This window comes from Pseudactinotalea sp. Z1739 (assembly GCF_049725055.1).
Classification (GTDB): domain Bacteria; phylum Actinomycetota; class Actinomycetes; order Actinomycetales; family Beutenbergiaceae; genus CALKWS01.
Genome location: NZ_JBMPQA010000007.1, coordinates 192,082 through 213,484, shown reverse-complemented (window position 1 = coordinate 213,484; position 21,403 = coordinate 192,082). Strand labels below are relative to the sequence as shown.

At 70.6% G+C, this 21,403-nt stretch carries 19 protein-coding genes; 14 read left to right on the top strand and 5 right to left on the bottom strand.

Annotation, left to right across the window (positions count from 1 at the left end):
• Positions 1-95: 95 nt before the first annotated feature.
• Entirely contained in the window at positions 96-1,904 is a 1,809-nt protein-coding gene (locus ACO0LV_RS11340; RefSeq protein WP_424788006.1) for a proline--tRNA ligase, read from the top strand.
• Positions 1,905-1,923: 19 nt separating this feature from the next.
• Here the strand turns inward: ACO0LV_RS11340 and ACO0LV_RS11335 are convergent, their stop codons facing one another.
• Complete coding sequence (locus ACO0LV_RS11335) at positions 1,924-2,895, bottom strand: hypothetical protein (RefSeq protein WP_424788005.1); 972 nt, start codon at positions 2,893-2,895, stop codon at positions 1,924-1,926.
• Between the two features lie 78 nt (positions 2,896-2,973).
• Between ACO0LV_RS11335 and rimP the strand changes: the two genes are divergently transcribed.
• The 13 genes from rimP to dapB all read left to right on the top strand — a co-directional run bounded on the left by rimP (position 2,974) and on the right by dapB (position 16,437).
• Complete coding sequence (gene rimP / locus ACO0LV_RS11330) at positions 2,974-3,474, top strand: ribosome maturation factor RimP (RefSeq protein ID WP_424788004.1); 501 nt, start codon at positions 2,974-2,976, stop codon at positions 3,472-3,474.
• Between the two features lie 43 nt (positions 3,475-3,517).
• A complete protein-coding gene (gene nusA, locus ACO0LV_RS11325) occupies positions 3,518-4,564 on the top strand; it encodes a transcription termination factor NusA (protein ID WP_424788003.1) in 1,047 nt (348 codons plus the stop codon).
• Between the two features lie 38 nt (positions 4,565-4,602).
• Entirely contained in the window at positions 4,603-4,908 is a 306-nt protein-coding gene (locus ACO0LV_RS11320; RefSeq protein ID WP_424788020.1) for a YlxR family protein, read from the top strand.
• A gap of 57 nt (positions 4,909-4,965) precedes the next feature.
• Positions 4,966-7,707 carry a translation initiation factor IF-2 gene (gene infB, locus ACO0LV_RS11315; RefSeq protein WP_424788002.1) on the top strand — a complete coding sequence of 914 codons (2,742 nt, stop codon included), beginning with the start codon at positions 4,966-4,968 and terminating at the stop codon, positions 7,705-7,707.
• 83 nt (positions 7,708-7,790) lie between these two features.
• Positions 7,791-8,270 carry a 30S ribosome-binding factor RbfA gene (gene rbfA / locus ACO0LV_RS11310; RefSeq protein ID WP_424788001.1) on the top strand — a complete coding sequence of 160 codons (480 nt, stop codon included), beginning with the start codon at positions 7,791-7,793 and terminating at the stop codon, positions 8,268-8,270.
• Positions 8,270-9,193: a tRNA pseudouridine(55) synthase TruB gene (gene truB, locus ACO0LV_RS11305; RefSeq protein WP_424788000.1), complete on the top strand. Its 924-nt coding sequence runs from the start codon at positions 8,270-8,272 to the stop codon at positions 9,191-9,193. Before rbfA ends, truB begins: the two co-directional genes overlap by 1 nt.
• An 11-nt stretch (positions 9,194-9,204) precedes the next feature.
• Complete coding sequence (locus ACO0LV_RS11300) at positions 9,205-9,705, top strand: SixA phosphatase family protein (protein ID WP_424787999.1); 501 nt, start codon at positions 9,205-9,207, stop codon at positions 9,703-9,705.
• A gap of 148 nt (positions 9,706-9,853) precedes the next feature.
• Positions 9,854-10,849, top strand: a complete 996-nt coding sequence (locus ACO0LV_RS11295; protein ID WP_424787998.1) for a bifunctional riboflavin kinase/FAD synthetase — start codon at positions 9,854-9,856, stop codon at positions 10,847-10,849.
• A gap of 161 nt (positions 10,850-11,010) precedes the next feature.
• Positions 11,011-11,280, top strand: a complete 270-nt coding sequence (gene rpsO, locus ACO0LV_RS11290; RefSeq protein ID WP_424787997.1) for a 30S ribosomal protein S15 — start codon at positions 11,011-11,013, stop codon at positions 11,278-11,280.
• A gap of 195 nt (positions 11,281-11,475) precedes the next feature.
• Positions 11,476-13,713: a polyribonucleotide nucleotidyltransferase gene (locus ACO0LV_RS11285; RefSeq protein ID WP_424787996.1), complete on the top strand. Its 2,238-nt coding sequence runs from the start codon at positions 11,476-11,478 to the stop codon at positions 13,711-13,713.
• A 7-nt stretch (positions 13,714-13,720) separates the two neighbouring features.
• The gene (locus tag ACO0LV_RS11280; protein ID WP_424787995.1) at positions 13,721-15,097 is read left to right on the top strand and encodes a M16 family metallopeptidase; all 1,377 of its coding nucleotides are present in this window, start codon (positions 13,721-13,723) and stop codon (positions 15,095-15,097) included.
• A gap of 26 nt (positions 15,098-15,123) precedes the next feature.
• A complete protein-coding gene (locus ACO0LV_RS11275) occupies positions 15,124-15,621 on the top strand; it encodes a GNAT family N-acetyltransferase (protein ID WP_424787994.1) in 498 nt (165 codons plus the stop codon).
• Positions 15,622-15,684: 63 nt separating this feature from the next.
• Positions 15,685-16,437, top strand: coding sequence for a 4-hydroxy-tetrahydrodipicolinate reductase (gene dapB, locus ACO0LV_RS11270; RefSeq protein WP_424787993.1), 753 nt, complete (start codon positions 15,685-15,687; stop codon positions 16,435-16,437).
• A gap of 24 nt (positions 16,438-16,461) precedes the next feature.
• Here dapB and ACO0LV_RS11265 read toward each other — a convergent pair whose 3' ends face one another.
• From ACO0LV_RS11265 to ACO0LV_RS11250, 4 genes are read right to left on the bottom strand one after another with little or no spacing between them, the layout of a single operon-like run.
• Positions 16,462-17,313: an HpcH/HpaI aldolase/citrate lyase family protein gene (locus ACO0LV_RS11265; protein ID WP_424787992.1), complete on the bottom strand. Its 852-nt coding sequence runs from the start codon at positions 17,311-17,313 to the stop codon at positions 16,462-16,464.
• Positions 17,310-17,822 carry a MaoC family dehydratase gene (locus ACO0LV_RS11260; RefSeq protein ID WP_424787991.1) on the bottom strand — a complete coding sequence of 171 codons (513 nt, stop codon included), beginning with the start codon at positions 17,820-17,822 and terminating at the stop codon, positions 17,310-17,312. The genes ACO0LV_RS11265 and ACO0LV_RS11260 overlap by 4 nt, the downstream gene beginning before the upstream one ends.
• Complete coding sequence (locus ACO0LV_RS11255; protein ID WP_424787990.1) at positions 17,815-19,794, bottom strand: acetyl/propionyl/methylcrotonyl-CoA carboxylase subunit alpha; 1,980 nt, start codon at positions 19,792-19,794, stop codon at positions 17,815-17,817. The genes ACO0LV_RS11260 and ACO0LV_RS11255 overlap by 8 nt, the downstream gene beginning before the upstream one ends.
• 8 nt (positions 19,795-19,802) lie before the next feature.
• Positions 19,803-21,401 carry a carboxyl transferase domain-containing protein gene (locus ACO0LV_RS11250; protein WP_424788019.1) on the bottom strand — a complete coding sequence of 533 codons (1,599 nt, stop codon included), beginning with the start codon at positions 21,399-21,401 and terminating at the stop codon, positions 19,803-19,805.
• Positions 21,402-21,403 lie beyond the last annotated feature (2 nt).

Sequence of the window (21,403 nt, the reverse complement as noted above, 5' to 3'; positions counted from 1 at the left end):
TGGCAGAGCCGCTCGGGCGATGCCTCACGCGCCGGCGCCCGATGTGCACGCGGACCGGGACGGGCCGCAGCGCGGTGGTGGATAGACTCGGCCGCGTGATACTGCGAATGTCGACGCTGTTCGTCCGAACCCTGCGTGAGGACCCGGTGGACGCCGAGGTCGCCAGCCACAAACTGCTCGTGCGGGCCGGCTACATCCGCCGCGCCGCGCCGGGGATCTACTCCTGGCTGCCGCTGGGACTGCGGGTGCTGGGCAAGATCGAGGCGATCGTGCGTGCGGAGATGAATGCCTCCGGCGCCCAGGAGGTGCACTTCCCCGCGCTGCTGCCCAAGGAGCCCTACGAGGCCTCCAACCGGTGGGAGGAGTACGGTCCGAACATCTTCCGGCTCCAGGACCGCAAGGAGGCCGACTACCTGCTGGCCCCCACGCACGAGGAGATGTTCACCCTGCTGGTCAAGGATCTGTACTCCTCGTACAAGGACCTGCCCCTGATGCTGTACCAGATCCAGACCAAGTACCGCGACGAGGCCCGTCCCCGCGCCGGGCTGTTGCGCGGGCGCGAGTTCATCATGAAGGACGCCTACTCCTTCGACATCGACGAGGAGGCTCTGAGAGTCTCCTACGCCTCCCAGCGCGATGCCTACGAGCGTATCTTCGACCGACTGGGGCTGGACTATGTGATCGTCTCGGCGATGAGTGGGGCGATGGGCGGATCCTTCTCCGAGGAGTTCCTGCACCCCTCCGATGTGGGGGAGGACACGTATGTGCGCTCCCCGGGCGGGTACGCGGCCAACATCGAGGCCGTCACCACGCCCGTGCCGCCGGACGCCGACGCCACGGGCGTGCCCGCCGCGCACGTGGAGGACACCCCGGACACTCCCACCATCGAGACCCTGGTGGACTTCGCCAATGACCACTTCCCCCGCAGCCATCGCCCCTGGCAGGCAGCGGACACGCTGAAGAACGTGGCCATCACCGCCACCCACCCCGACGGGCGCCGGGAGGTGCTCGTAGTCGGTGTTCCCGGAGACCGGCAGGTGGATATGGATCGCCTGCAGGCCGCGATGGAGCCGGCGCTGGTGGAGGCCGCCACCGACGAGGACCTGGCCAACCGGCCCGAACTCGTGCCCGGGTACATGGGGCCCGCGGTCCTGGGTCCCAATGGGGCTCCGCGCGACCAGGACGACTCCGACGGTTCGGCCGGTACCGGAGCGGCGCGCTACCTGCTCGACCCACGTATCGTGCCGGGCACGGTGTGGATGACCGGCGCCAACGAACCCGGCAAGCACGTCTTCGACCTGGTCGCCGGGCGGGACTTCACCGCTGACGGCACCATCGAGGCCGCCGAGGTGCGCGCCGGCGACCCGGCTCCGGACGGGTCCGGACCGCTGGAGCTGGCCCGCGGCATCGAGATCGGACACGTCTTCGCGCTGGGCACCACCTACGCTGCGGCCCTGGGCCTGAACGTGCTCGACGAGAACGGCAAGACCCGGGTGGTCACCATGGGCTCCTACGGCCTGGGCGTCACCCGGGTGTTGGCCGCGATCGCCGAAGCCACCCACGACGAGAACGGGCTGTGCTGGCCGGTGCAGGTCGCCCCGGCACATCTGCACATCGTCGCAACGGGTAAGGATCCACACGTGCTGACCACCGCGGAGCAGATCGCCGCCGACCTGGATGCCGAGGGCGTGGAGGTGCTGCTCGATGACCGCCCGAAGGTCTCCGCCGGGGTGAAGTTCGCCGACGCCGAACTGCTCGGGGTGCCGTACACGCTGGTGGTCGGACGCGGGCTGGCCGATGGCGTGGTGGAGTTTCGCGAACGCGCCAGCGGCGCCCGGCACGACATCCAGGCGGGCGTGGCGGCCACGGAGGTACGGCACCGGCTGGCCGAAGCCGGCCTCTAGCGACCTCGGGGCACCGGGTTCAGCCGGCCCGCCCCGGGAACGTCGGCACCGGCTCGCCCCGGCCGTGCACCGCCAGCGCAGCCGTGATGACCTGAATGGCGATCAACTCCCGGTCAGCGCCCTCCTCGGCCGACTCGAGCAGGTTCAGCCACGCCGGCACGCGGGTCAGGGCGAGGGCCTGGGCCTGGGCGGGCAGGTCCTCGAACGCCAGGGCGTAGGCGATCTCCCGTGGGTCCTCCTCGGTACCGGAGAACCCGCCACGGGTGGCGACCAGTTCGGCCTGGGCCCGCAGTTCCTGGGCCCGCTCGGCCAACCGGGCCGCCTCCTCCCCACTGGCCCGGCCGGCCCGCACCTCCGCCAGGTACCCGGCGGCATCCAGCGCCCGGCACAGCGGCGCGGCCTCGGGGCCGAAGGCGGCTGGATAGGCATCGGCCGGGTCGGCCGGTTCAGCCGGGGGCGGCGCCGGGTCCGCGCCGAGCGCGCCGGCCAGGTCCCGGGCGTGCACGTGCTGGTTGGCCGATACCGAGACCAGGAGTACGGCCAGGTCGGGCTCGACGCCCGCGGCGCCGCCACGCAGTTGCGGTGCCGCTGCCTCCAGTGCCGCCAGCACATCCGATGCACCGGCGGCGGTGATGGGCTCGGGCTGGGCCGGCGGGGCGTCCTCCGGGTCCTCCGGTTCGGGCCGGGGCGGTGGTTCCCACACTCCGCCGAGCGCCTCCAGATGTGCCTGCGCGTCAGCAGCCACCGCCTGCAGGACCCCGCCCACCTGCTCCGGTGCGTCCGGGATCGCCAGTTCGGCGCTCTGCAGGATCACCGAAACAGCCTGGGCCGCCTCCTGGCGGACCTCGTCCTGGCCCTCGGGAACGGGCGCGGGCGCCGGCGGCACATCCAGGCGGACCCCGCACCCGGTGAGGATCAGGAGAACGGCCAGGACCACGCTCAGCCGGTACCGTCGGGTTCGCCCCCGGGGGGCGGACGTGGAAATCTGCACGCGTTGATCGTGCCACGTTCGGGCCTTAGGCTGTGGCATCAGCACCGCCCGCCGACAACTTCACACGAGGTGAGAACCATGAGCCCGTCAGACGTCTCTGCCGTACTGCTCCAGGCACTCTCGCCCGTGGTGTCCGAGCAGGGCCTGTATCTGGAGGAGGTCGCCGTCGGCGGCTCCGGCCGCAACCGGACCCTCATCGTGGTGATCGACTTGCCGGAAGGCCCCGGGGGTGTCTCCTCGGACCAGCTGGCCGAGGTCTCCCGGGCGGTCTCCAACCGCCTGGACGACGTCGACCACGTGCTCCGCGGCCCCTACCAGCTCGAGGTGACCACCCCCGGCATCTCGCGCCCACTGACGCAGCCGCGCCACTTCGGGCGCGCCGTGGGCCGGCTGGCCACGGTGACGACGACCGAAGGCATCGTGCGGGGGCGTATCGTGGCCGCCGACGACGACGGTCTGCAGGTGCAGCAGCCTCCGAACCGGCGCGGCGCACCGGCACCGGAGCCGCTGGTCCTGACCTGGGACGAGGTCCGCCAGGGCACGGTCGAGGTGGAGTTCGGCTCCCCGGCCGACGCCTGAAGGTCCCCCTGTCTGTTCGAGGTTTTCTGGAAGGAGTGTCGGCATGGACGTGGACATGAGTGTCCTGCGGATGATCGAGCGGGAGCGCGAGATCAGCCTGGACGTACTGGTGGGGGCGATCGAGCAGGCACTGGAGTCCGCCTACCACCGCACCCCGGGGGCCCTGGCGGACGCCCGCGTGGAGCTGGACCGCAGCAGCGGCCACGTGACCGTCTATGCCCGGGAGCGGATCGAGCGCGAGGTCCCGGCGGATCCCGCGGAGCAGAACCAGGAGGACGGCGCGCCCGCCGAGGCCTACCCGTCCGGCCCCGGGTACGACCTGGGCCCGGAGTTCGACCACACCCCGGACAACTTCGGCCGGATCGCCACCGCCACCGCCCGCCAGGTGATCATGCAGCGCCTGCGGGACGCTGAGGACGACCAGGTGCTCGGGGTCTTCCGCGGCAAGGAGGACGAGGTGATCGCCGGCATCATCCAGCAGGGTCGGGACCCGCGGATGGTGTTCATCGACGTCGGCGGGGTTGAGGCGGTACTGCCCCCGCACGAGCAGGTGCCAGGAGAGGACTACACCCACGGCACCCGGATCCGGGCCTATGTGCTCGATGTCACTCGCGGGCCGAAGGGGCCTTCGATCACGGTCTCGCGCACCCACCCGAACCTGGTGCGGCGACTGTTCGCCCTGGAGGTCCCGGAGATCACCGACGGATCGGTGGAGATCTCCGCTCTGGCCCGGGAAGCGGGGCACCGTACCAAGATGGCGGTGCGCTCCACCGTGCCCGGCCTGGGCGCCAAGGGAGCCTGTATAGGGCCCATGGGACAACGTGTCCGGGCGGTGATGGCGGAGTTGCAGGGCGAGAAGATCGACATCGTCGACTACTCCGAGGACCCGGCCGAGTTCGTGGCCAGTGCGTTGTCACCGGCGCGGGTCTCCAGTGTGGAGATCGTCGATGAGCAGGCCCGTTCCGCCCGCGTGGTGGTGCCCGATTACCAGCTCTCGCTGGCGATCGGCAAGGAGGGGCAGAACGCCCGCTTGGCGGCCCGGCTGACCGGCTGGAAGATCGACATTCGACCGGACGAGCCGGGGGAGTAGTACACTTGTCGACGGGCTTGGGACCGGTTCGCACGTGTGTGGGGTGCCGGGAACGGGCCCCGCGGTCCGACTTGGTGCGCTTGGTGCGGGATCGATCGATAGCGGCACAGGCCGTGATCGTGGATCCGGCGGCACGCGCGCCGGGCCGAGGTTGCTGGGTGCATCCGCATTCTGGTTGCCTGGACCGTGCCGTGCGAAAGCGAGCGATCTCCCGGGCCCTGCGTCTGAGTGAACCAGTAGTTATGGACGCTGTTCTGGAGTGGTTCGCCGCACATGAACCGTTGATCAGTCGAACAGAGAGCGGGTCGACACACTATGGGAACCCGATGAGTCCCCAGCGATGAGTACGAACCACTAACAGCGGTCCACCCTGTCCTGGGCGGGCCGAGGACAGGAGAGATGTGGCCAAGGTCCGCGTCCACGAGCTCGCTAAGGAGCTCGGCGTCGACAGTAAGTCCGTCATGGCGAAGTTGAGTGAACTCGGCGAATTCGTCAAGTCGGCATCGTCCACGATCGAACCGCCCGTGCAGCGCAGGCTGCGCGAGGCGTTCCCCCCGCCGCCCGAGGGGGAGAAGGCGGAGCCCAAGCCCGCCAAGACCAAGGCGGCACCCAAGGCTGCGCCGAAGCCGGCGCCCAAGCCCAAGCCGGCACCCGAGCCCGAGCCCGAGCCCGAGCCCGAGCCGGAGCAGGCCGAGCCCGCCCAGCCGGAAGCGACCGAGCCGGAGGAGAGTCCGCAGGCACCGGCGGCCAGTAAGCCCGCGCCGCCTCGACCCACCCCCGGCCCCAAGCCCGGGGCCCGTCCGGGTAACAACCCGTTCGCGCCCTCCCAGGGCATGCCCCGTCCCGGTGGCAGGGGTGATGCGCGCCCCGGTGGTCCGCGCGGTGGTGGCCAGCGGCCCGGGGGCGGCGCGCCGCGTCCGGGTAACAACCCGTTCGCGCCCTCCCAGGGCATGCCCCGTCCCGGTGGCAGGGGTGACGGGCGCCCCGGTGGTCCGCGCAGTGGCGCCGGTGCGGGTTCCGACACCCGCGGCCCGCGCCCCTCGCCCCAGATGATGCCCGGCAAGAGCGCCGTCGGACGCCCGGGTGCACCCGCCCGTGGCGGTGGCGGTCGTGGCCGTGGTGGCGGTCCCGGCGGTGGCCCTGGTGGTCCCGGCGGTGGTCCGCGTAGTGGTTTCGGTGGCCGTCCCGGTGGCCGCGGCGGCCGTGGTGGCACTCAGGGCGCGTTCGGTCGCGCCGGTGGCCGTCCGGCCCGGAGCCGGAAGTCCAAGCGCGCCAAGCGCCAGGAGTTCGAGCAGCAGTCCGCTCCGTCGCCGGGCGGCGTCCAGGTACCCCGTGGTGACGGCAGCACCGTCATCCGGATCCGTGCGGGTGCCTCGCTGAGCGACTTCGCCGACCGGATCGACGCCAACCCGGCGTCCCTGGTCACGGTGCTGTTCCACCTTGGTGAAATGGCCACGGCCACGCAGTCCCTGGATGAGGACACCTTCGCCACCCTGGGCGCCGAACTCGGCTACGTCATCGAGATCGTCTCCCCGGAGGAGGAGGACCGTGAGCTGCTCGGTTCCTTCGACATCGACCTGCAGGCCGAGGAGGAGGGTGAGAGCGAGGAGGACCTGGAGCCCCGCTCGCCGGTGGTGACCGTGATGGGTCACGTCGACCACGGTAAGACCCGGTTGCTGGACGCGATCCGGCAGATCGAGGTCAGCGCCACCGAGGCCGGTGGCATCACCCAGCACATCGGTGCCTACCAGGTGCACACCGAGCACGAGGGTGAGAACCGTGGCCTGACCTTCATCGACACCCCTGGTCACGAGGCGTTCACCGCCATGCGTGCCCGTGGTGCCAAGGTCACCGATATCGCGATCCTGGTGGTCGCGGCGGACGATGGCGTGATGCCCCAGACGGTTGAGGCGATCAACCACGCCCAGTCCGCAAACGTGCCGATCGTGGTCGCGGTGAACAAGGTGGACCTGCCCGACGCGAACCCGGACAAGGTCCGCTCCCAGCTCACCGAGTACAACCTGGTGGCCGAGGAATACGGCGGCGACACCATGTTCGTGGAGGTCTCGGCACGTGAGGCCACCGGTATCGATGACCTGCTCGAGGCGGTCCTGCTGACTGCCGATGCGGCGCTGGAACTGACGGCTAATCCGGACAAGGACGCCCGCGGAGTGGCGATCGAGGCCAAACTGGACCGCGGTCGCGGTGCGGTGGCCACGGTCCTGGTCCAGTCGGGAACCCTTGCCGTGGGCGATGCGATCGTGGCTGGCACCTCCTACGGGAGGGTGCGTGCCATGTTCGACGACCACGGGGAGAACCTGGACGTGGCGCTGCCCTCGATGCCGGTCCAGGTACTGGGGCTGACCTCGGTGCCCAGCGCGGGAGACACCTTCCTGGTGGCCCCCGATGACCGGACCGCCCGGCAGATCGCCGACAAGCGCGAGGCCGCCGAGCGGGCCGCTACCCTGGCCAAGCGTCGCAAGCGGATCTCCCTGGAGGAGTTCACCCAGGCTCTGGAGCAGGGCAAGGTGGAGACCCTCAACCTGGTCATCAAGGGCGACGTCTCCGGTGCCGTGGAGGCGTTGGAGGACGCCTTGCTCAAGATCGACGTGGGCGACGAGGTCGCACTGCGGATCATCCACCGCGGTGTGGGTGCGATCACCCAGAACGACGTGAACCTGGCTACCGTGGACAACGCGGTGATCCTGGGCTTCAACGTGCGTCCGGACGACCGGGTCAACACCCTGGCCGACCGGGAGGGCGTGGAGATCAAGTACTACTCGGTCATCTACTCCGCCATCGAGGACATCGAGGCGGCCCTGAAGGGCATGCTCAAGCCCGAGTACGTGGAGGTCCAGCTCGGCAGCGCCGAGGTGCGGGAGATCTTCCGCTCCTCCCGGGCCGGCAACATCGCAGGGTCGATCGTGCGCTCGGGAATCATCCGGCGCAACGCCAACGCGCGGCTGCTGCGCGATGGGGTGGTCGTCTCCGACAACCTCACCATCAACTCCTTGCGCCGGGAGAAGGATGACGTCACCGAGGTCCGCGAGGGCTTCGAGTGCGGTATCGGACTGGGCGCCAAGGACATCCAGATCGGTGATGTGATCGAGACGTTCGAGACGCAGGAGAAGTCCCGCGCCTGAGGTACCACACCATGGGCCGGGCGGCACCGGAATCGGTCGCCGTCCGGCCCGTGCCCGCAGGACGACCGTAGTGAAGGAGTTCCATGAGCGACAACGCCCGCGCCCGTAAGGTCGCTGATCGGATCCACGAGGTGGTCGCCACCCTGCTGGACACCCGGATCAAGGATCCGCGCCTGGGCTTCGTCACCGTGACCGACGTGCGTGTGACCGGTGACCTGCAGCAGGCGACCGTGTTCTACACGGTGCTGGGCGAGGATGCCGACCGGGAGGCCAGTGCCGCCGCACTGGCCTCGGCGCGCGGGCTGATCCGCTCGGAGGTGGGTCGCCAACTCGGCATCCGACTCACCCCCAGCATCGAGTTCGTCCCCGACGCACTGCCGGAGACCGCCGCGCACCTGGAGCAGGCCCTGCGCGAAGCCGCGGCCAAGGACGCCGAACTGGCGCGTCGTCGGGAGGGCGCCACCTTCGCCGGCGAGGCCGACCCCTACCGCGCCCCGGCCGACCAGGTCGAGCAGGCCGAACGGCAGAGCGTGCCGACCGCGGATGAGCCCGCGCAGGACTGATGGTGGACGACGGGCTGGTCCTGATCGACAAACCTCCCGGGTGGACCAGCCATGATGTGGTGGCGCGGGTGCGCCGCCTGGCCGGCACCCGCAAGGTCGGCCACGCGGGCACCCTGGACCCGATGGCCACCGGCCTGCTGGTGCTCGGCATCAACCGGGCCACCCGGTTGCTGACCTACCTGGTGGGTGCGGACAAGGAGTACACCGCCACCATCAGGCTCGGTCAGGACACCAGCACCGACGACGCCGAAGGGGAGATCACCGCCGGTGCCGGCCGCTCCGACGGCACCGCGAAGGCCCTCCCCGCGGCGATGGCAGCATTGACCGGCGCGATCGAGCAGGTGCCCAGCAGCGTCTCGGCGATCAAGGTCGACGGGAAGCGTTCCTACGCCCGCGTCCGTGCGGGAGAGCAGGTGGTGCTCGAGTCGCGCCCGGTGCACATCGCGGTCTTCGAACAGACCGGTCCGGCGACACCTGACCGGGCGCAGGACGGCACCGCCGTGCTCGACGTGCCGGTGCGGGTGGTGTGCTCCTCGGGCACCTACATCCGGGCCCTGGCCCGGGATCTGGGCGCGGCCCTGGATACCGGGGGGCACCTGGTCGCGTTGCGGCGCACCAGGGTGGGTGGCTTCAGCCTCGCCCAAGCCCAGGAACTGCCGAGCCCGGACGACGAGGGCGGGCACCACCTACAGGTGCAGGACCTGACCGCGGCGTGCTCCGCCGTCTTCGATGTGCTGGCGCTGCCGGAGCCGGAGGCCCGGGCGCTTCGCTACGGGCAGGCGATCGACCGACCCGCACCGGGAGCCCCGGAGGTCGCACAGGCACTCCCGCTCGCGGCGATGCACCCGGACGGGCACGTGGTGGCTCTCGTGCAGCCGCACGGTGAGCGCCTGAAGCCGGTGCTGGTCCTGGACCCCGCCTGAAGGAGGCCCTCATGCACACACTGGTGTTGATCCGGCACGCCAAGTCCGACTGGTCGGTGCCGGTCAGCGACGTACAGCGACCGCTGACGGCGCGTGGGCGTCGCCAGGCGCCGGCCGTGGGCCGGTGGCTGTGTCAGCACGAGGTGCGGCTGGATCTGGCGGTCGTCTCCCCGGCCACCCGGGCCAGCCACACGTGGGACCTGATCGACACCGCGATCGCCGAGGCCGGCGGGCCCGGCGCGGGGGAGGTGGTCTATGACGAGGATGCCTACACGTTCTCACCCCGCGCCCTGGCAGGGGTGATCGCAGGCCTTCCGGAGTCGGCGCGGACCGTTGCACTGGTGGGTCACAATCCCGCGCTGGAGGACCTCGTGGGTGAGTTCAGCGGCGACCGGATGCGCGTGCCGACGGCCTCGCTGGCAGTGCTGTCACTGCCGCGTGGGGACTCCTCCTCTGGCCGGCTCCTCGCCGCGGGCCGCCCGGCCGACGGGCCGCTGCCCTTGCCCCGGTAGGCCACGGTCAGGGCTCACCCGCCCGGGCGGGCCACCGGATCCGGAGTGAGGAGAAGCACGACGACGCCCCTGGAGTTCCCGCACGGGCGGAAGTGATGGCAGGCTAGCCTCGCACCGGTCCGGCAGTGGGCCGCAGAAGGGAGCCAGGGTGCAGCGTTGGGACGGGATCGAGGCGATACCGGCGGGCCTGGATGCCAGTGTGGTGACGATCGGCAACTTCGACGGCGTCCACCGCGGGCACGGGGCCGTGCTGGAGGCGGCGGTCAACGTTGCCCGGGAGGCCGGGGCGATGGCGGTCGCGCTGACCTTCCATCCACACCCCGCCCAGGTGCACCGTCCCGAAGCGGCACCGGAATTGCTCACCGGACTGTCCGACAAGCTCGACCTGCTCGCCGAACACGGCCTGGATGCCGCGCTGGTGATCGACTACACCCTGGACTTCGCCGCCCAGGACGCCTCGACGTTCGTCCAGCGCTACCTGGTGGACGCACTCAAGGCCAGGGCCGTGGTCGTCGGCGCTGATGTGCGCTTCGGGCGCGGCAACTCCGGGGACCGCACCACGATGACCGGATTGGGTCACCGGCACGGGTTCGACGTGCACGTGGTCCATGACGTCGCCGACCCGGGGGAGCGGCGCTGGTCCTCCACCTGGGTGCGCGAGTTGCTCGCGGCCGGCAACGTCGAGGCCGCCACTGAGGTGCTGGGCCGGCCGCACCGGATGCGCGGGATGGTGGTGCGCGGTCATGCGCGCGGTCGCGACCTCGGGTTCCCCACCGCCAACCTGGACGCCGACGCCACCGGCGCGGTGCCCGCCGATGGGGTGTATGCCGGTTGGCTGCTGCGTTATCCCGGGACCAGGACCGCCGAACGGTTGCCGGCAGCGATCTCGGTGGGCACCAACCCCACGTTCGACGGCCTGGCGCGCCAGGTCGAGGCCCATGTCCTGGGCCGCTGGGATCTGGAACTGTACGGCGAGGAAGTGGTGGTGGAGTTCAGCTACCTGCTGCGTCCCACGGTGCGCTTCGAGGGGATCGATGCCCTGGTCCGTCAGATGCAGCAGGACGTGCGCGATGCCGCCGAGCGACTCGGTGTGCCCGCACCGGACTACCCCACCCCGGAGCAGGTGCGGACCCGGAACTCCTGAGCGGCGTGGTGTGGATCACCACGATCCGTCGGTGCGGCCTGCGTCACCAGCGGCGGTGGGTGCTAGGCTGAGCGTTGCCGTCAGATCGGCCGCGGTTGTCCCATGCCCGGGTGAACCTGCCCCGGAGCTCCGCGCAACAACCCTGACAGAAGGAGATCCCTGTGGCCCTCGATGCCGCTGTGAAGAAGCAAATCATTGCCGACTACGCCACGCACGACGGCGACACCGGATCCCCGGAGGTCCAGGTCGCCCTGCTCAGCAAGCGCATCTCGGACCTGACCGAGCACTCCAAGGAGCACAAGCACGACCACCACTCCCGTCGCGGTCTGCTGCTGCTGGTCGGTCAGCGCCGCCGGCTCCTGGGCTACCTGCGCGATAACGACATCGAGCGTTACCGCGCCCTGATCGAGCGGCTCGGTCTGCGTCGATAGCAACACCGCCGGTCCGGACCACTCCAGGTCCGGACCGGTTGCCGTGTCACGGGCGCCGTAGCGGCGCCACAACTCAACACATTGTCAAACCCCACCGGGTCCCAGATGGTCCTCGGTAGTGGCCTCCGGAGCGGAGCTCCGTGGGCCTCGATCGATGGCCGCCGGGAGCCCGGCGAACACCGAAGGAGGGCACCCATGGAGGGACCCGAGATCCAATTCGAGCAAGCCGTCATCGATAACGGCTCGTTCGGCAGCCGCACCATCCGGTTCGAGACCGGACGTCTGGCCAAGCAGGCCGGTGGCGCCATCACCGCCTACCTGGATGAGGACACCATGGTGCTGTCCACCACCACGGCCGGGCGCCACCCCAAGGACCACTTCGACTTCTTCCCCCTGACGGTGGACGTCGAGGAGCGCCAGTACGCCGCCGGGAAGATCCCCGGCTCGTTCTTCCGCCGGGAGGGCCGCCCCTCCACCGAGGCGATCCTGGCCTGCCGCCTGATCGACCGGCCGCTGCGTCCGCTGTTCGTCAAGGGCCTGCGCAACGAGGTCCAGGTGGTCGAGACCGTCCTGGCCATCCACCCCGACGACTCCTACGACGTGCTGGCGATCAACGCCGCCTCGCTGTCCACCCAGATCTCCGGCCTGCCGTTCTCCGGCCCGGTCGGTGCGGTGCGCATCGCCCTGATCGACGGTGCGTGGGTGGCCTTCCCGCGCTACTCCGAACTGGAGCGCGCGGTGTTCTCCATGGTCGTGGCCGGGCGGATCGTGACCGGTGCCGATGGCAACGCGGACGTGGCCATCGCCATGATCGAAGCCGAGGCCACCGACAACGCCTGGACCCTGATCTCCGAGTCCGGTGCCACTGCCCCGACCGAGCAGGTCGTGGCCGAAGGGCTGGAGGCGGCCAAGCCGTTCATCCGCCAGCTCGCCCAGGCCCAGGTGGACCTGGCCGCCCGCACGGCGAAGGAGACCCAGGACTACCCACTCTTCCCCGACTACGCCGACGACGCATTCCAGGCCGTACAGGCCCGGGCCGCCGGCCAACTCGAGGAAGCCCTGTCCATCGCCGGCAAGGCCGAGCGCGAGGACCGCATGGACGCCGTGCGGGATGAGACCGTCGCGGCCCTGCAGGGTGACTTCGAGGGCCGCGAGAAGGAACTGTCCGCAGCCTTCCGGGAGTTGACCAAGCAGACGATCCGCCGCCGGATCCTGACCGATTCCTTCCGTATCGACGGACGTGGGCTGGAGGACATCCGCACCCTGTCCGCCGAGGTCGAGGTCCTGCCCCGGGTGCACGGCTCGGCACTGTTCGAGCGCGGAGAGACCCAGATCCTGGGTGTGACCACGTTGAACATGCTCAAGATGGAGCAGCAGCTGGACACCCTGTCGCCGCAGACCCGCAAGCGGTACATGCACAACTACAACTTCCCGCCCTACTCCACCGGTGAGACCGGCCGCGTGGGCAGCCCCAAGCGCCGGGAAGTCGGCCACGGGGCCCTCGCCGAGCGGGCCATCCTGCCGGTGCTGCCGGCGCGGGAAGAGTTCCCCTACGCCATCCGGCAGGTCTCGGAGGCACTGAGCTCCAACGGGTCGACCTCGATGGGTTCGGTGTGCGCCTCCACGTTGTCGCTGCTGAACGCCGGTGTGCCGCTGCGCGCCCCGGTGGCCGGTATCGCCATGGGACTGGTCTCCGACACCGTGGACGGTGAGACCAAGTACGCCGCGCTGACCGACATCCTCGGCGCCGAGGACGCCTTCGGCGACATGGACTTCAAGGTCGCCGGCACCAAGGAGTTCATCACCGCCATCCAGATGGACACCAAGCTCGACGGCATTCCCGCCACGGTGCTCTCCGGCGCCCTGAGCCAGGCCCGTGAGGCCCGGTTGCACATCCTGGACGTCATGGCCGAGGCCATCGACACCCCGGACGAGATGGCAGCGACCGCTCCGCGGATCATCACCGTGACCGTGCCGGTGGACAAGATCGGTGAGGTCATCGGCCCCAAGGGCAAGATGATCAACCAGATCCAGGACGACACCGGCGCCGACATCTCCATCGAGGACGACGGCACCGTGTTCATCGGTGCGGTGGACGGCCCCTCCGCCGAAGCCGCACGGCAGGCGATCAACGCCATCGCGAACCCGCAGATGCCCGAGGTGGGCGAGCGGTTCATCGGCACGGTCGTCAAGATCACGTCCTTCGGTGCGTTCGTGTCCCTGACCCCCGGCAAGGACGGACTGCTGCACATCTCCCAGGTGCGACGCCTGGTGGGTGGCAAGCGGATCGACTCCGTGGAGGACGTCCTCGGCGTGGGCCAGAAGATCCAGGTCGAACTGGCCGAGATCGACCCGCGCGGGAAGCTCTCCCTGCACGCGGTGGTCGAGGACGAGGATGGCCAGGCCGACGAGGCGACGTCGGAGCAGGACTGAACCGAGCGTGGCTGATCTGGTCCTCGGCCCGGGCGGAACGCCCGGGACCGAGATCTCCCTGCAGGCCGAGTCCGGCGCCCTGGTGCGCCGCTCGGTCCTGCCGGGCGGAATCCGGGTCCTGACCGAGGCGGTCCCGGGGCAGCGTTCGGCGGCCCTGGGCGCCTGGGTCGCGGTGGGGTCGCGCGATGAGGAGACTGGGCACCACGGTTCCACCCACTTCCTCGAGCACCTGTTGTTCAAGGGCACCCCGCGGCGCAGTGCGCTGGACATCGCGGCCGCCTTCGATGCCGTGGGCGGGGAGGCCAATGCCGCCACCGGCAAGGAGCACACCTGCTACTTCGCCCGGGTGCTGGATGCGGACCTGCCGATGGCCACCGACGTCATCCTGGACATGGTCACCTGCGCCGGTTTGTCGGAGGCCGAGTTCGAGAACGAACGCGGTGTGATCCTCGAAGAGCTGGCGATGAACGAGGACGACCCACTCGACGTGGCGCACGAGACGTTCGCTGCCGCCGTCTTCGGTGCCCATCCGCTGGGGCGGCCGATCGGGGGCACACCGGAGACGATCCGGCAGCTCCCGCACCAGGCGGTGCTGGACCACTACGAGCGCACCTACGTCCCGTCCGAACTGGTGATCACCGCGGCTGGTTCGGTGGATCACGAGCAGATCTGCGCGCAGGTGCTCGGTGCCGTGCAGGCCGGCGGCTGGCCCATCGAGGCCGGGGCGGCACCGGCATCACGCCGTTTCGCCGGGCACACCGGTGCGCTCCCCACCGCCGGAACGGCCACCACGGTGCGGCGCAGCACGGAGCAGGCCAACGTCATCCTGGGCGGCGTGGGTCTGCGAGCCGGTGATGACCGCCGGTTCACGCTCTCGGTCCTGAACGCGGTGCTGGGTGGGTCGATGAGTTCGCGGCTGTTCCAGGAGATCCGGGAGAAGCGCGGCTTGGCCTACTCCACGTACTCCTTCGCTACCGGTTACACCGAGACCGGCGCGTTCGGTCTGTATGCCGGATGCACCCCGGCCAAGGTCGCCGAGGTGAGCGCGCTGCTGGAGTCGGAGTGGGCCTCTCTGGCCACCAATGGGATCTCCCAGGAGGAACTGGACCGTGGGATCGGGCAGATCTGCGGTTCGATGGTGCTCGGCCTGGAGGACTCCGGGTCCCGGATGGCCCGCCTCGGCCGGGCAGAGATCAGCCTGGGGGAGTTGCACCTGATCGAGGACACTCTGGTGAAGATCCGCTCGGTCACGGCCGAGCAGGTACGCACACTGGCCTCCGAGTTGTACGCGCGACCGCGCCACCTCGTGGTCGTGGGTCCCTTCGCCGAGGACGTCGCCGGCCCCGCACTGGCCCGGGCCGCCGCCTCCCGACCGGCACGATGACCGGGGTCGCTCCCGAGGAGTTGGTCTTGCGACCTCCCGGGCCCCGGGACGAGGCGCAGGTGCGCCGCGCCGCGAGCGAGGTGGACTCCGAGCGCTTCACGTTCCTCTCCGGCGCGGACCGCCCGTGGGATGAGATCCTGCGAGTCCTCGACTCCGAGCGCAGGGGCGTGAACCTGGCACCGGGACGGGTGCGGGCTGACTATCTGCTCGCCGTCGTCGGCCCCGACGTCGTCGGGCGCACCTCGATCCGGTACGAACTGAACGACTTCCTGCTGCAGGTCGGCGGCCACGTCGGCTACGCCGTGCGCCCGGCGTTTCGCCGCCGCGGCTACGCCACCAGGATCCTGGAACTGTCCCTGGCGGAGCTGCGACGGGCGGGCGTGCAGCGGGCACTGGTCACCTGTGACGACGACAACGCGGCATCGGCCGCGATCATCACCCGGTGCGGGGGCGTCCTGGAGGACATGCGCCGGGAGAGCCCCGGCGTGGTGCCGAAGCGGCGGTACTGGATCGACCTGGGCTGAGTGTCGATCCCACGACCTGGCACGGCGGACGACGGCGGTGCGCGCCTCACTACGATGGTCACCATGGGCGAGGCAATCAGGGTGGCAGTGATCGGCGCGGCCGGGCGAATGGGCGCGACCGTGTGCGAGGCGGTCGAGGGCGCCGAGGGGTTGGACCTGGCACACCGCCTGGACGCCGGCGATGATCTCGGCCAGGTGGCACCGGAGTCCACCGATGTGGCCGTGGACTTCACCGTCCCGGACGTCACCGAGCAGAACGTGCACACCCTGATCGACCAGGGCGTGCACGTGGTGGTGGGCACAACCGGCTGGACCGAGGAGTCACTGGGCCGGGTGCGCGAGCACCTCAGTGAGCGACCTGGAGCCGGGGTGCTGATCGCCCCGAACTTCGCACTGTCAGCGGTCCTGGCGATGCGCTTCGCCGCCCGGGCCGCCCGGTACTTCGAATCGGCCGAGGTGATCGAGCTGCACCACCCCGACAAGGCTGATGCCCCCTCCGGCACCGCGGTGCATACCGCACAGGGCATCGCTGCTGCCCGCGCCGAGGCCGGCCGGGACCGGCCACCCGATGCCACCAGCTCAAGCCTGGACGGCGCACGTGGCGCCGTCGTGGACGGCGTGCACGTGCACGCCGTCCGGTTGCGGGGACTGGTGGCCCACGAGGAGATCCTCTTCGGCAATCCCGGCGAGCAGTTGAGCATCCGGACCGATTCCTTCGACCGGTCCTCCTTCATGCCCGGGGTGCTGCTGGCGGTGCGCCAGGTGGCCGACCATCCGGGCCTGACCGTGGGACTGGACGCCTACCTCGACCTTTAGGGCAGGCAGCCCGCCGCCGGGGACTCACGAACGCTCACCCCGCGAAGCGAGCAGCCGGGCATGGCGAAGGATGGGTTCGTCGACCATGGCGCCCTCGAACCGGAAGACGCCGGTGCCCGCCTCCTCGGCGGCGGTCAGGAGGCGGCGGGCCCAGTCGAGTTGCTCAGCGGTGGGGGCGTAGGCCGAGCGGATGGCGCCCACCTGATCCGGGTGGATACAGGCGGTGGCCGTGAAGCCGCTGGCAGCGGCATCGAGAGCGTCGGCGTACTGCGCGTCAGCATCGGCAATGTCGGTGTGAATCGCGTCGATCGCGCCGCGTCCGTGCGCCCGGGCCGCCAACAGCACAGTGGACCGGGCGTGCCGGGCCACGTCCCGGTAAGTGCCGGCCCGATGGCGTGAGGAGGTCCCGCCGAGGGAGGCGATGAGGTCCTCCGCACCCCACATCAGCGCCACCACGCCGGCCTGAGCGGCCAGTTCCGGCGCCGCCAGCACCCCGCGGGCGGTCTCGCACAGGGCCACCACCGAGACAGCCGGAAGCGCAGCGACCACGGCCGCGACGTCGTCGGGGCTCTCGGCCTTGGGCAGCATCACGTAGCGCACCTCGGTCCCGGCCAGGGCACCCGCGTCCGCCGCGAAGTCCTCGGTGCCGCAGGCGTTGATGCGCACCACGGTTCGCCTGACGTCGAAGTCGGCGGCCGCGACGGCGGCACGGGCCGCCGGTTTGGCCTCGGGGGCCACCGCGTCCTCCAGGTCGAGGATCACCGCATCGGCCCGCTGCGCGGCCTTGGCGAAGCGCTCGGGGCGGTCGCCGGGGCAGAACAGCAGGGCCGGGCCCAGCGCGAAGGGTTCGACGGCGCCGGGTGCCGCGGTGCTCACGGCTCCTCCTGGTACATCAACGCGTTGCGCACCGCCCGGGCCACGACATCGCCGTGTTGGTTGCGCCCGGTGTGGATGAAGGTCACGATCGCCTGACCCGGGCGCGATCTCGAGGCTCGGATCGCGCTCACCTCGGTCTCCGAGTACAGGGTGTCGCCGTGGAACAACGGGTGCGGGAAGGTCACCTCGGTGAAGCCGAGGTTGGCCACCAAGGTGCCCTGGGTGAGGTGGGAGACCGAGGCGCCGACGATCGTGGCCAGGGTGAACATCGAGTTCATCAGCCGCTGGCCGAATTCGGTACCCTCGCTGAATGCGGCGTCCAGGTGCAACGCCTGGGGGTTCATCGTCATCGTGGAGAACAACGTGTTGTCCGCCTCGGTCACGGTCCGCCCCGGGCGATGGGCGTAGACCGCCCCGATCTGCATCTCACCGGCGTACAAGCCGCGCTGGACGAATCGCCGTCCGCCCTGATCGCTCGAGCCGGCCTCGGGCCGGTCGCCGTCAGTCATCATTGCCTTCTTCCTGAGCCTGAACCTGTGCCAGTTGCTGCCCGCGGGTTACCGTCTGCCCCCGTCGCACACGGAGGTGCACCACGCCGTCCGTGGGGGCCCGCAGCACGTGCTCCATCTTCATCGCTTCCACCGCCAGCAGCGGGGTACCGGCCTGCACCGGCGCGCCGTCCTGCACCAGGACCGCCACCACGGTGCCGGGCATCGGGGACTCCAGCGTGGGTGCCGCCTCGGTGCTCCCGCTGCGGCGGGTGGGGGTGTGCATCTCGAACGCGCGGTCCCCGCCCGGTGTACTGATCCACACCACCCGGTCCCGGACGTGCCAGAGCAGCGGCCGCTGCCAGCCGTCCACCCGCACGGCCGCCTCGCGCAGACCGAGATCGAGTTCCGCCCCGTTCACCCGGGCGCGCGCATCGCGGGGCGTTCCGGTCAGGGCAACCCGCACGGGCTCGCTGGTGGAACCCGCAGAGGCGGCGAAGCGCACCACGAACGGCGCCTGCCCACCCAGTCGCCACCCCGACGGTGTGTGCCACAGATCCGGCTCACCCCGGGCGGTCGCTTCCTGGTGCAGGTGCTGCCACCGCACCAGCGCCGCCACCGCGTAATCGCTCGGGGTCGCCTCGGTCCGGATGAGGCGGCCTAGGTGCCGTTCGATGAGCCCGGTGTCCATGTCACCGGCCACCACGTCCTCGTGCTCCAGCAGCGACCGCAGGAACGCGGTGTTGGTGACCACCCCGAGCACATGGGTGGCGCTGAGCGCCCGATCCAGGCGGGCCAGTGCATCCGGCCGGCTCGGGCCATGGGCGATCACCTTGGCCAGCATCGGGTCGTAGTCGCTGCCCACGTGCATACCGGCGGTCAGGGCGTGGTCCACCCGCACCCCGTTGCCCCGGGGCAGGGACACCCGCAGCACGGGCCCACCGGTCGGGAGGAACCCGGAGTCGGGATCCTCGGCGTAGATGCGGGCCTCGATGGCGTGCCCGTGGAGCACCAGGTCCTCCTGGGTGATGCCCACCGGCGCCCCGGCGGCGATGCGCACCTGTTCGGTGACCAGGTCGATTCCGGTGATGGCCTCGGTCACCGGGTGCTCCACCTGCAGCCGGGTGTTCATCTCCATGAAGAACGCCTCGTCGGGATCGGCCCCGGACACGATGAACTCCACCGTACCGGCGCCGACGTAGTCCACCGCGCGTGCGGTCTCGATCGCGGCCTGCCCCAGACGCTCGCGCTGCGCCGGGGTGAGCAGCGGACTGGGCGCCTCCTCGACCACCTTCTGGTGGCGCCGCTGCAGCGAGCACTCCCGCTCACCCAGGTGCACCACGTTCCCGTGGGTATCGGCGAGCACCTGCACCTCGATGTGGCGCGGGGTGGTGATGAACCGTTCCAGGAACAGGGAGTCGTCACCGAAGGCCCCACCGGCCTCCCGGCGCGCGGTGGCCAGTGCGCCCGGGAGGTCCGCAGGATCGTCCACCCGGTGCATGCCCTTGCCGCCACCACCGGCAGCCGGCTTGATCAGCAGCGGGAACCCCACCTGCTGGGCGCCGGCGACCAGTGCCGCATCATCCAGGCCCGGCTCGGCCAGACCCGGCACGGTGGCCACCCCGCGGGCCGCCACCGCGGCGCGGGCGGCGATCTTGTTGCCCATCGTCTCGATCGCCTCCGCACCCGGCCCGATGAACACCAGCCCGGCCCGGGCGCAGGCGCGGGCGAAGCCGGCGTTCTCGGCCAGGAACCCGTACCCGGGGTGTATCGCCTGCGCACCGGCCCCCCGGGCGGCCGCAACGAGCGCATCGGCGTCGAGGTAACTGGGCACCGGCACCGCCCGGGTGGCCGCCCGCACGTGCGGGGCGTCGTCGTCGGCCTCGGTGTAGACCGCCACCGACGTGATTCCCATCTGGGTGAGGGTGCGCATGATCCGTACCGCGATCTCGCCGCGGTTGGCCACCAGCACCGCATCGAACAGCCTTGTCATCGTCCCGGTCACATCCGGAAGATGCCGAACCGGGGCGGCGGCAGCGGAGTCCGGCTGATCACGTCCAGGGCCAGGCCCAGCACGGTGCGGGTCTGGTCCGGTTCGATCACCCCGTCGTCCCAGAGTCGGGCGGTGGCGTAGTACGGATTGCCCTGCGCCTCGTACTGCTGCGTGATCGGAGCGGTGAACCGGGCCTCCTCCGCAGCACTCCAGGTGCCGCCCGCACCCTCGATCTGGTCGCGTTTGACCGTGGCCAGAACCGCTGCAGCCTGCGCCCCGCCCATCACCGAGACGCGGGCGTTCGGCCACAACCAGAGGAACCGCGGATCATAGGCCCGCCCGCACATCGAGTACGTCCCGGCCCCGAACGATCCGCCGATCACCACGGTCAACTTCGGCACCCTCGTCGTGGCGACCGCGGTGACCATCTTGGCCCCGTCCTTGGCGATCCCGCCGCGTTCATACTCCGCGCCCACCATGAACCCGGCGATGTTCTGCAGGAACAGCAGCGGGATGCCGCGCTGGTCGCACAACTGGATGAAGTGGGCACCTTTGAGAGCGGACTCGCTGAACAGGATGCCGTCGTTGGCCACGATGCCTACCTGGTGGCCGTGGATCCGGGCGAACCCGGTCACCAATGTCGCGCCGTAGGTGGGCTTGAACTCGGCGAACGCACTGCCGTCCACCAGCCGGGCGATCACCTCGCGCACGTCATAGGCAGTGGTCAGGTCCGTCGGCACCACCGAACTGACCGAATCGGCCGGCACCACCGGATCCCGCACCGGTTCGACCGGCCGGACGGCCTCGGCAACCGGGAGCGTGGCCACGATGTCACGGACGATGTCCAGGGCGTGCTCGTCGTCGTCGGCCAGGTGGTCGGCCACCCCGGAGACCGAGGTGTGCATCTGCCCGCCGCCGAGCTCCTCGGCGCTGACCTCCTCCCCGGTGGCGGCCTTCACGAGCGGCGGACCTCCGAGGAAGATGGTGCCCTGCTCGCGGACGATCACGGTCTGGTCGCTCATCGCGGGCACGTAGGCCCCGCCGGCGGTGGAGGAGCCCAGCACCGCCGAGATCTGGGCGATCCCGGCCGCGCTCATCCGCGCCTGGTTGTAGAAGATGCGCCCGAAGTGCTCACGGTCGGGGAAGACCTCGTCCTGCATCGGCAGGAAGGCACCACCGGAGTCCACCAGGTACACGCACGGCAACTGGTTCTGCTCCGCGACGGCCTGGGCCCGCAGGTGCTTCTTGACCGTCATCGGGAAGTACGTGCCGCCCTTGACGGTGGCGTCGTTGGCCACGATCATCACGTGCCGCCCGGCCACCACGGCGATCCCGGTGACGATCCCGGCCGCCGGAGCCTCGTCGTCGTACATCCCGTGCGCGGCCAGCGGACTCAGTTCCAGGAACGGGGTGCCGGGATCGATGAGGTGGTCGATCCGCTCCCTCGGGAGCAGTTTCCCCCGATCGACGTGCCGTTGCCGGGCGCGCTCCGACCCACCCATGGCGGTGCGGGCGGTCACCTCGCGCAATTCGGTGACCAGTTGCTCCATCGCCCGCGCCCGGTCCGCGGCGACCTCGGGCGCCACCGCCGTGCTCAGTACCTCCACGC